This window comes from Mucilaginibacter paludis DSM 18603 (genome assembly GCF_000166195.2).
GTDB lineage: Bacteria > Bacteroidota > Bacteroidia > Sphingobacteriales > Sphingobacteriaceae > Mucilaginibacter > Mucilaginibacter paludis.
Genome location: NZ_CM001403.1, coordinates 1669481 through 1678692, shown reverse-complemented (window position 1 = coordinate 1678692; position 9212 = coordinate 1669481). Strand labels below are relative to the sequence as shown.

Below are 9212 nucleotides of genomic sequence, written 5' to 3'. Positions count from 1 at the left end.
GGTATTTAACTTGGTTTTTTTGCTAAAATACCATTCTGAAAAAAAATTCGATGAGTAATGTGTCCTGAAAATATTCTGTTAGTGAGGTATCACTACCCGGAACGTTAGATTAACCCGTGGCTTCATGGTTTGGGTGGATTTGGCTATCCGGTGTTCCCCGTGCTCCTGTAGGTCGCCTTTCATTAGCAAAAATGAGCCATGCTCAAGCCTGACGGAATATTTTTGATGATGATTTGCCTTGTTGCGGATATCGAAGCTTCTAACCTGCCCCAAACTTACAGAGGCGATAATGGGATGTTTGCCCAGCACTTTTTCCCGGTCGCTGTGCCATGCTACCGAATCATTACCGTCGCGGTAATAATTGAGCAGTACACTATTGAATTGAATGCCTGCCAAAGGTTCTACCTTGTTTTTTATCATGAGCAGTTCGGGTGTCCAGGATGCTGGATTGGATAGTGTCCCGGTAGCGGAATAATCAGTGCCGATATCACCGTACCAGGCTGTAAGCCTGGGCGTAGTCACTTCCTTATCATACATTTTTTGGATCGTTTGCTTCCAGGGTACTTCCGTTATAAAATTCTGCAACAATTGGTCGCTTTCCGCTTCACTAAATAAACCTGGCCGGTATTCCAGTAGTTCTTCCGGTAATCCCCTGCTCTGGCCCGCCATCTCTAAAAAACTCAATTGCTCCATCTCCGCTCTCTCTTCTGTTTTACAGTGTCTTTACATAATTCATAATAAATTTTGCCAGTTGCTCTTGTTCGCCAATTTTGAGTATTTCGCCATCGTAAATCCAGTAGCCTTGAGCGTCAAATAATATTCTGCCAAGGTAATCAGGCCTGTCATCAAAGGCGGTATATAATTCATAACTTATCACCGCGCCCTTTTGTTCTATATCGGTTACTACCCTAATAATTTCGTCGGGCGCATTTTTACGCTTTATCCAGGCTTTGGCTTCTTTAATCAGATTCGCATTGTTGATCATCATAAAGCAAAAGTGAAAAATAATTTAGATAAATTACTAATTTTATTAGTAATTTATTATGGAACGGATTTTCTTTTTAGCAAGCTCGTTATTTCGATGAAATCATTGTAGTTATTTTAACAGGCTATGCAATGTCTGACTTGTTTTCTTGCTGGATTTACATGGGTTGGAAAATAATTAAGTGGAGAGGGAGGGAGCCCATTAGAACACCTTCAGGAGATTTTAAGAATTATTAGAGAAATCTACAAGGATAAGCGGGCCTCATTTTTTTGAGTATGCTTAAATGTTGAATTACCGATATTTAGGTAATTCGATTTCTCAAAACTATTATATTGAATAATTATCGATAAATTAGAAAAGCCAGCGCCGGATAAAAACTAATGCCAAATCGTCTTATAGTTGTTCTTCGGCTATTGCCAACATACGGATTAAATATTCATCATAATATGTGTCAGGCAAACTAATTATAGCTTGCCCTGAATTCAAGGGGAGAGAGACTGGTCTTTGATTTGAAAAATTTACTGAATGACTGCGGATGTTCAAAGCCAAGTTCAAAAGCAATTTCGCCGACTGTCAGATCACTAATTGTTAATATCTCTTTGGCTTTTTCAATGAGCCTGAGGTGTATGTGCTGTTGTGTATTATGTCCGGTAAGGGTTCGCAGCATGTCACCCAGATATTTGGGCGATAAATTTAATTCCCCGGCAAGAAACTGAACCGTAGGCAAACCCTGCAACAGGGCCGTTTTATGGTTGAAATAAGCATCCAGGATCTTATCCAGTTTCTCCAGCAACGCGTTGTTAAGCGGTTTCCGGGTGATAAACTGCCGTTTATAAGAGCGCTGGCTGTAGTTCAGCAGCAGTTCGATCTGCGAGATCAGCACATCCTGGCTGATGTCGTCTATAGCGGTTTCCAGTTCGTCGCCAATGTTTTTGCAGATTGCGTTAATGATCGTTTTTTCTTTACCGGAAAGATGCAGCGATTCATTCACGGAATAAGAGAAAAATCCATATGTTTTGATCTTGCTATCCAGCGTATAGTTCCTTAAAAAGTCGGGATGGATCAGCAGGGTAAACCCTGTAGTCGCTGTAGTCGTTTCAATGCCTGTTAATGGCTGACCGGGTGAAGTAAAAAACATGCCGCCTTCTTCGAAATCATAGACGGTCTGCCCGTATTTCATTTTACAACCGGCCGATTCGTTATAGGTAATGTTGTAAAAATCCATTACAAAAGGATTGGCCAGCATTTCCCTGTTGATTTCAACCTTGCTGTAATCGAGCATGCTGATGAGCGGATGTAGCGGCTGTGGCAATCCAAAAACCCGCTGCATTTCTGTAATAGAGTGAAAAACACGCAATTTATTTCGTTGTTCCATAATAACCTCCGGGTTCTTAATGCCGGTAAATTTCGTCAAAGAAAATCTACCGGCAGTGTAATTTTTGATTTTTCAGGCATTCAGCATTTGTTTTATCCCTGCCCGGAAAGCCTCGTCGCCAACTGCAAGACGCTATGCATACAAATTTTTTGCATCCTCGCCGCACACATAACGCAGGGTGTCTTTACCATCGGTCGCTGCGCCATAAACAACTTCAGCGATCTGTGCCGGTGTGGTCGTGTTTTCACCGTGTTGGATGAGCGCCATGAATTTACCCATCAAAGTTTCGTAGGCCGGATGAGCGACAAATACAGACCGGTCTCCGATATCCGTTGAAACCAGTCCCGGTTCAATGGTTTTAATCCCAATACCCACCTCACTTAATTCGTAAGACAGGCTTTCGCTCCAGCCTTCCAGCGCCCATTTGCTGGCATCATACATGGAACTTACCGGGAAACCCATCAGGCCGGCAGATGATCCGGTGGTGATAAAAAGCCCTGATCCTTTTTCACGAAAGTATGGAATGAAGGCCTGGGTCACCCGAACAACGCCAAAGAAATTCGTTTCCATCTGTTCAACTAACTGCTGGTCTGTTGTTGCTTCGAGTATACCCAGCAACGCATAACCCGCATTGTTAAATACAACATCAATCTCGCCCAATGCCAGCGCTTTTTCGGTAGTTTCTTTGATCTGTTCCGTATTGGTAACATCCAGTGGCAGCAAAGTCACATTACTCAGCAGGTTCAGTTCTTTTTCATTTTCCGGCCTGCGCATAGTAGCGATCACGTTCCAGCCCTTTTCTGCAAAATACTGTGCGGTCGCTTTTCCTATACCGGCAGAAGCCCCGGTTATAAAAATCGTTTTTGTCATTTCTTTTCGTTTTATATTGAACTGCAAATTTCGGGTACAGATATCGGCAATACGTAACGAAACCGGAGTTTGTTGTAGTCAAAATGATAAATGCGACCCGCGATTAAAATCTAAAATAGAATTCTATTATTATATGGTTATAAAGCTTCCATGTCATGATCTTGCCAGAACATCTGCTCGGTGCGGATGCGTTTGATTTTAGAAACGTGGCCGTTGAACTTGCGGCCTTTAAGATCGGGTATGACTTCGGTATTTTTCATGACTATCTGATTTGATCATCAAAAGTCGGCAGGGAGATTTTAGGGATTAGGCAAGTTGCCTAAAATTTAAACTGGTGGTAATATTCATTCTTATGAATAGTGTAGCGTAGTTGTAACTTTCCGGGGAAATTGCTGTTGTTCGATTAATGAAGATCGCAAAAATTAAAGATTTCAACTATAAAACCGGCCAAGTCGTTGTCGTGGGCGCTTCTGCGGGTGGCCTGGATGCGCTGGCCGCTTTAATCCAGCAATTACCGGAAGATTTCCCTGCGCCTGTGCTTTTGGTGATGCACATTTCCCCGGATGCTACCGGCGACGTGTTATTAAATGCCTTAAATAAACATGGGAAATTAAAATGCGGACATGCCATACATGGTGAATTGTTTAAAGCCGGGCGGGTGTATCTTGCGCCATCCGATCACCATCTCCTGATCGAAAAAAACGGCGAACTGCACGTTACCAAAGGGGCGGCTGAAAACCGCTCTCGTCCCGGTATTGATCCGCTGTTCCGTTCCGCCGCAGTCGCTTTCGGCAACCAGGTGATAGGTATTATTCTTACAGGCTACCTTGATGATGGCACTGCCGGTATGATCGCCATTCAAAGATGTGGCGGCATTTGTATCGTACAAGACCCCAAAGAAGCGCAATATCCCGATATGCCTAAAAATACCTTAAATCAGTTGAAAGTAGATTATTGCGTGCCAATAGCAGAGATGGGCGGTATCTTGGCTACACTCATGGCAAGAAAAGTGGGCAGGCAAAAAACAATACCAGATGACATTCAAAGAGAAGCAAAGATTGCCGAACGAGTGCTGAGTGACCTGCCTGCGGTCAATTCCCTGGGTGAACAAGTTCCGTTTAACTGTCCCGGTTGTGGGGGCGTACTCTGGAAGATGCACAAAGGGTCTTTTGTACGTTATCGGTGTCATACTGGCCATGCTTATACCTCTGTATCACTACTCGCTGCTCAAACTCAAAAAATTGAGGAAACTATGTGGATAGCCCTGCGTATGTTTGAAGAAAGAAAAAACCTGCTCACTACGGTAGCTAAAGAACAGAAAGGGGCAACTTCACGCATGGCCGCAGAGCGGGCGGAATCATCGCAGGTTCATATAGACCGCATTAGGGCTATATTGTTGGCAGATGATAAGCCTAACAATAGTGATCTGCCGATATAGATCATTATTTGATTTGTAATAATTAAAACGCTAAAAATTACCGTTAACGCAGATTCGACTTTTGCAAAAATACCATCGTCAGGCTATCATTAATAGTTCTCATATCAAAGATTTCATAACCAAGCGTTGCGTATAAAGCCATATTTTTAATACTCTTATCCCAGGTAAATAATTCATAGCGTTCGGCATCGCCGTATTTTTCTTCAATTACTTTCATCAATTGTTTGCCGATTCCTTTATTCTGCCATTCAGGGGACACGATCAGCTTTCCAATATAACAGGTGTTGACTTCGAAATTTGCTCGGACGCTTCCAATAATTTGCGGGTCTGTTACTGCTTTTAAAATGATGGCTGTTTTAAACTCTTCCAATAAAGACGATTCATCTTGCATTAAAGGCTGGATCGTATAGTCGTTATACAATTCCGCTTCGGATTGATAGGCCAGTTTTTGTAAGGCTAAAATTTCAGTAATATCCGAAGCCTGTGAATTAATGATCTCCATGACATTGACATTTAAACAAAAAAATGAATTTACAATTTCATTGCCGGATTTTTAATAGGTGTATTGCTAATTATATTTTAGGCTACTTGCCCAAGCCTTAATTGGTTTGTTAAGAATATTGTATCTGAAAAAGAGCTGTGCTATGTATAGAAAAAAGTTAAAAAGAATGCCTTATGATATAGAAAAAAAAGATAGTGACGAGGCAAAAAAGGTGGCTAATAATGAGGAGAATAGCGATAGTTTAGTTAAATTAATAGCTGAAATCACAGTAAAAAACATCATTGAAAAATATAGAAATGGACGCAATGGGATATGTGAGAGTCCGTAAAAAAAACGGTCTGTTAACTCATTAGACTATCATGAAAATGGCTGCTCGTTGTCGAGCAGCCCTCTAAAGATTTTAATTCAATCTCGTGATGCGGAGAGGGAGGGATTCAAACCCCCGGTACCTTTAACAGTACACCTGATTTCGAATCAGGCACATTCGATCACTCTGACACCTCTCCGTATAGTGGGCTAAAGCCCGGTATTATAATAATAAAAACCTGCGTATGGCAGGGGCTTTATTATTCAGCGGAGAGGGAGGGTTTGGAACTCATCTAATTAGTTCGCTATAAATCAATTATTTACGTTGTTTACTAAATACATTGCCACGATTTTGCCATGATTTTGAAAACACCCGTAAAATAAAGAACGGCAGCGTGCTAATACTCTCCGATCTATATCATCAGTTATCAATTGCCCAAGCTTATCTAACCCAAAGCGCCCTGTAACTGTAAATCGTTTTCTTAGGTCAAAGATACGAAAAAAACGGGTATAAATCAAATTTACGGACGGAGCTGAATCGGGATTGTGTAATGGAATGGCCTGACAAAAGATATTTTATGGGATGTAATATTGATTACCCCCCCCTTGTCATTTTGGTGGGTTTTTTCTTTCTTTTCACCCGCCACTCTTTTTAACGATTATTTACGACTTGGCTGCCCTTAAAGTCACATCGTGCTGTCAACCTCAAAAGACCCAGTCTTAAATATTTGTCGCATCTATTAGTAAAGTGTCAAGGTTCCCGTAAACCCTATTTTCTTTTAAGTACATTGTTCAATCCTTGTTGGTCAATAAATAGTTGGGGTTCAGATACTAATAAAGAAACCAATATGGCATTAAATTTCTCCATTTAGTTCAATATAGGTATTTTTAAGCTTGACAATAAATGCCATGAAATTAAAAACCTTCAAAAGCAAAATGACATTTTGCATGATCTTTACCTTAATTTTTATTAAGTATGGTTACGGTCAGCATAACAAATCAAATATAAATGACGCCGATCTTTTCTTTACCCCTAACATTATTGCTGGCTCTACGCTGAGTGACATAACATATAGAGTAATTGCCCTTCACGGTGATGGTTTTGCAGACCGGGTGACGCAAGTGCCTGCTACCGGCACATTCACATTCATGGACAGTGCTTATCCATCGGTTATCAAATGGCATTTCTCTGCAAGAATGGATGGCAAACCACCTATTGAAGATGCGATAGGCGAATACCGTGATACAGCCAAAATACAATGCTTTAATGGGAATTGTAACCTGATGACCAGTGCCAGTTCGCCATTTTATAATCCAACGTTTTGGGGTAGGCCTAAAGGAAAGCTTGTTGCTGGTCAAACCTGGACTGTAAGACTTGATAAACCCTGGGAATTGGGGCCAGCGGGCCAACAGAAAGTTACCGTTGTTACCCTCGATAGAAAAAATGGGATCATCATCCTGAAACGGGAAGGGTACGGAGATGGCCCGTATGAAGGTAAACACGATTCCACTGCGGTGAAAAAGGATGGAAAAACAATTATGGTCGCCACAAAATATGGAAAAGCCCATTGGGTTGGCCAGGCAATCTTTCAGCATGGGGTTACAATAAGCGATGAACTTTTGACCATAACACCAGTGGAAATTAATTCAAATAGTACGGGTACTATTCAAGCAGAAGAACGGCAGTATATGTCGCTGTTACAACATCCGGATGCAATTCATCTTACGAAAAAAGCTCCTAATAGAGGTGAGAAAAGTTAGAAGCTTACCGCCCCTTTGGCTGCCCGGACTTTGTTTATAGACTGTCTACCACGCCCTATCTTGAAGGCGACCATATTTAAATACCTGTTACACAAGTAAACGCCGTTTAATTAACAGAGCGGTTCATTCACTTTTCAAACTTTTGACAGGATTGATTAAGGCTGCTTTAAGCGCCTGGTAACTGACGGTGACTAATGCAATGGTTAAGGTCATAAGTGCCGCCATCCCACGTAATATGCTAACCTGTAAAGGCAAGTATTAAGGCTGTATCGGGGGGGGGGGTGGCGTGCAACGATTGAAAATGAAAGTCTTTAAGTACGCCGATAATCTTTCCACGGTGGTCAAAGAAAGTGAACAGTTTTCCTATAGGATTTTTGTAACCATTCCATCATAAAGTTCGACGATGCCGAAAGTGTCGTTATAATCATTGATGTGGCGCAGGTTCATTTGCTAAAGGCCTTTTATCGTCCTATAGTTTATATTGTGTCCGCCTTCCTATATGCGGTGTTGTAATGAACCGCTTTTGGTACGCAAGGAACTTGTTTGTTTTACCAATGATCATTAGTTTTAGTATACCAGCCTACCCGCAACCTTTAAAAATAGCTCTCCACTCTCAAAATCGCCATTCGTCCCCTGATCTCGTAATGGTTGACCAGCAGTTGATTGGTTTGCGAATAATAGAACGTATAGTCCTTTACGTTAAAGATATTAGTTATATCCAGACTGAGATCGAGGCGATTCTTTTTAAGGTTTTTTTTCACATTCAAATCGCAAAACAGGTATTTCCTTGACCCGAAATCCGATTGCTGGGTAAAGCTTTGCCGCGCGGCAATCTCCACCAGCATGGATTTGGAAAGATTAAAATCCAGGTTAAGACGGCTGTCGAGCCGAAAGGTCTGATACGCGGAATTCACATCATCATCCTTAAACTGAACACGGTTCCATGAGAAGGCAGGCTGATAATTGATCGTCAGCACCTGCGCCACCTTTTTATTAAAAGTGCCGTAGATATCGATCCCATTGCTATAGGATGGCAGAAGTTGCAATCGCTGGCAGGCCGTTTTTAATCCATTGCTTTTTTAAAGCTTGTTGTTTTGCCATCAATACCTGGCCGTCTTCAATTTTAGCAAGCAAAACTGGGACGATCATACCGTCATATAAATCGATAACTTTGAAGGTGTCCCTGTATTCATTAATATGCTGGAGATTCATTTCATATACGCCTTTGATTGTCCGTGCATCTACATGATGTCCACCTTCACATACACGTTGTTCAACACGGAATTTACAGGCACGAATATTATCCAAACAAAGATAATTTAGCTGAAGCTGGTACCCATTCCGTTCAAAGCGATCAATGTAGCGCCAGTAATCCGGATGAGATAAGGGTGTTTCCAATACAAAATGATTTCTTAATGCAATAGCTCTATCCATTGACTCTTCAAGACTGGCTTCCATTAAACGGGTCGCGCTGGCCGTCAGTTCATCTGCCGCCAGCCCCTTCCCGCTTAATTCCAGTTCAAAATGCATCCTTGTCTTGTCTCGGTCAAATGAGTAGATGCCGTCAAATTCTTCGGGCAGTAACGAAGTAATAAATGTTGACTTACCGGCACCATTCGGGCCTGAGATGACCAATAAGGTTGGTTTAGAATAATCCATGCTTTAACCGGATGTCTACAGCTTCCTGCCGGGTTAGTTCCCGCACCAGCTTTGACCGCAATTCGGCACCATTTTCGGTTATCTCCTGTATCTCGATATGACCGTCCGGAAACTCGCGGTAAGCCAGGCCTTCCGGCAAGTCTTCAGACAGTATCAGGAAAGGCACGCCGCCAGCCAAATTCTTCTGTCTTAAGGCCCTGGCCGCTTCCAAAACCCGCTGATTCTGTTGTGTGAGTGCTGTTTCAAATGTTGTCATGACTTTGCCTTAAAAATAATCTTGCTTAAGTATAAATATACGAAAAATCAGCCGTTTCTG

At 41.9% G+C, this 9212-nt stretch carries 12 protein-coding genes and 1 tRNA gene; 3 read left to right on the top strand and 10 right to left on the bottom strand.

Annotated features, from left to right (window positions below):
* Window positions 1-78 precede the first annotated feature (78 nt).
* The 5 genes from MUCPA_RS07170 to MUCPA_RS39170 form a co-directional block, all read right to left on the bottom strand.
* Complete coding sequence (locus MUCPA_RS07170; protein ID WP_008505394.1) at window positions 79-693, bottom strand: alpha-ketoglutarate-dependent dioxygenase AlkB family protein; 615 nt, start codon at window positions 691-693, stop codon at window positions 79-81.
* 19 nt (window positions 694-712) lie between these two features.
* Window positions 713-988 carry a hypothetical protein gene (locus MUCPA_RS07165; protein ID WP_008505393.1) on the bottom strand — a complete coding sequence of 92 codons (276 nt, stop codon included), beginning with the start codon at window positions 986-988 and terminating at the stop codon, window positions 713-715.
* A gap of 457 nt (window positions 989-1445) precedes the next feature.
* Window positions 1446-2360, bottom strand: a complete 915-nt coding sequence (locus tag MUCPA_RS07160) for a helix-turn-helix domain-containing protein (protein WP_008505392.1) — start codon at window positions 2358-2360, stop codon at window positions 1446-1448.
* Between the two features lie 132 nt (window positions 2361-2492).
* The gene (locus tag MUCPA_RS07155) at window positions 2493-3230 is read right to left on the bottom strand and encodes an SDR family oxidoreductase (protein ID WP_008505391.1); all 738 of its coding nucleotides are present in this window, start codon (window positions 3228-3230) and stop codon (window positions 2493-2495) included.
* Window positions 3231-3367: 137 nt separating this feature from the next.
* Window positions 3368-3490 carry a hypothetical protein gene (locus tag MUCPA_RS39170; RefSeq protein WP_262492989.1) on the bottom strand — a complete coding sequence of 41 codons (123 nt, stop codon included), beginning with the start codon at window positions 3488-3490 and terminating at the stop codon, window positions 3368-3370.
* 146 nt (window positions 3491-3636) lie between these two features.
* On the opposite strand from MUCPA_RS39170, the gene MUCPA_RS07150 reads away from it, so the two are divergent.
* The gene (locus MUCPA_RS07150; RefSeq protein ID WP_008505389.1) at window positions 3637-4668 is read left to right on the top strand and encodes a chemotaxis protein CheB; all 1032 of its coding nucleotides are present in this window, start codon (window positions 3637-3639) and stop codon (window positions 4666-4668) included.
* A gap of 43 nt (window positions 4669-4711) precedes the next feature.
* Here the strand turns inward: MUCPA_RS07150 and MUCPA_RS07145 are convergent, their stop codons facing one another.
* Window positions 4712-5170: a GNAT family N-acetyltransferase gene (locus MUCPA_RS07145; RefSeq protein WP_008505388.1), complete on the bottom strand. Its 459-nt coding sequence runs from the start codon at window positions 5168-5170 to the stop codon at window positions 4712-4714.
* A gap of 142 nt (window positions 5171-5312) precedes the next feature.
* Here MUCPA_RS07145 and MUCPA_RS07140 point away from each other — a divergent pair, with 142 nt between their 5' ends.
* Window positions 5313-5498, top strand: a complete 186-nt coding sequence (locus MUCPA_RS07140) for a hypothetical protein (protein WP_008505387.1) — start codon at window positions 5313-5315, stop codon at window positions 5496-5498.
* Window positions 5499-5589: 91 nt separating this feature from the next.
* On the opposite strand, the gene MUCPA_RS07135 is transcribed toward MUCPA_RS07140, so the two are convergent.
* Window positions 5590-5676 (bottom strand) — tRNA-Ser (locus tag MUCPA_RS07135).
* A 709-nt stretch (window positions 5677-6385) separates the two neighbouring features.
* Here MUCPA_RS07135 and MUCPA_RS07130 point away from each other — a divergent pair.
* Window positions 6386-7237 carry a hypothetical protein gene (locus MUCPA_RS07130; protein ID WP_008505381.1) on the top strand — a complete coding sequence of 284 codons (852 nt, stop codon included), beginning with the start codon at window positions 6386-6388 and terminating at the stop codon, window positions 7235-7237.
* Between the two features lie 593 nt (window positions 7238-7830).
* Here MUCPA_RS07130 and MUCPA_RS07125 read toward each other — a convergent pair.
* The 3 genes from MUCPA_RS07125 to MUCPA_RS07115 are packed head-to-tail and all read right to left on the bottom strand — an operon-like array spanning window position 7831 to window position 9152.
* On the bottom strand, window positions 7831-8283 hold the full coding sequence (locus MUCPA_RS07125; RefSeq protein WP_040625772.1) for an outer membrane beta-barrel protein: 453 nt from the start codon (window positions 8281-8283) through the stop codon (window positions 7831-7833).
* A complete protein-coding gene (locus MUCPA_RS07120; RefSeq protein WP_008505380.1) occupies window positions 8261-8896 on the bottom strand; it encodes a zeta toxin family protein in 636 nt (211 codons plus the stop codon). Before MUCPA_RS07120 ends, MUCPA_RS07125 begins: the two co-directional genes overlap by 23 nt.
* The gene (locus tag MUCPA_RS07115; protein ID WP_008505379.1) at window positions 8883-9152 is read right to left on the bottom strand and encodes a hypothetical protein; all 270 of its coding nucleotides are present in this window, start codon (window positions 9150-9152) and stop codon (window positions 8883-8885) included. The genes MUCPA_RS07120 and MUCPA_RS07115 overlap by 14 nt, the downstream gene beginning before the upstream one ends.
* Window positions 9153-9212: the final 60 nt, after the last annotated feature.

Coding starts and splice junctions, on each gene's coding strand:
- MUCPA_RS07170 (WP_008505394.1), bottom strand. CDS start 693: ATGGAGCAATTGAGTTTTTTAGAGATGGCGGGCCAGAGCAGGGGATTA.
- MUCPA_RS07165 (WP_008505393.1), bottom strand. CDS start 988: ATGATGATCAACAATGCGAATCTGATTAAAGAAGCCAAAGCCTGGATA.
- MUCPA_RS07160 (WP_008505392.1), bottom strand. CDS start 2,360: ATGGAACAACGAAATAAATTGCGTGTTTTTCACTCTATTACAGAAATG.
- MUCPA_RS07155 (WP_008505391.1), bottom strand. CDS start 3,230: ATGACAAAAACGATTTTTATAACCGGGGCTTCTGCCGGTATAGGAAAA.
- MUCPA_RS39170 (WP_262492989.1), bottom strand. CDS start 3,490: ATGAAAAATACCGAAGTCATACCCGATCTTAAAGGCCGCAAGTTCAAC.
- MUCPA_RS07150 (WP_008505389.1), top strand. CDS start 3,637: ATGAAGATCGCAAAAATTAAAGATTTCAACTATAAAACCGGCCAAGTC.
- MUCPA_RS07145 (WP_008505388.1), bottom strand. CDS start 5,170: ATGGAGATCATTAATTCACAGGCTTCGGATATTACTGAAATTTTAGCC.
- MUCPA_RS07140 (WP_008505387.1), top strand. CDS start 5,313: ATGTATAGAAAAAAGTTAAAAAGAATGCCTTATGATATAGAAAAAAAA.
- MUCPA_RS07130 (WP_008505381.1), top strand. CDS start 6,386: ATGAAATTAAAAACCTTCAAAAGCAAAATGACATTTTGCATGATCTTT.
- MUCPA_RS07120 (WP_008505380.1), bottom strand. CDS start 8,896: ATGGATTATTCTAAACCAACCTTATTGGTCATCTCAGGCCCGAATGGT.
- MUCPA_RS07115 (WP_008505379.1), bottom strand. CDS start 9,152: ATGACAACATTTGAAACAGCACTCACACAACAGAATCAGCGGGTTTTG.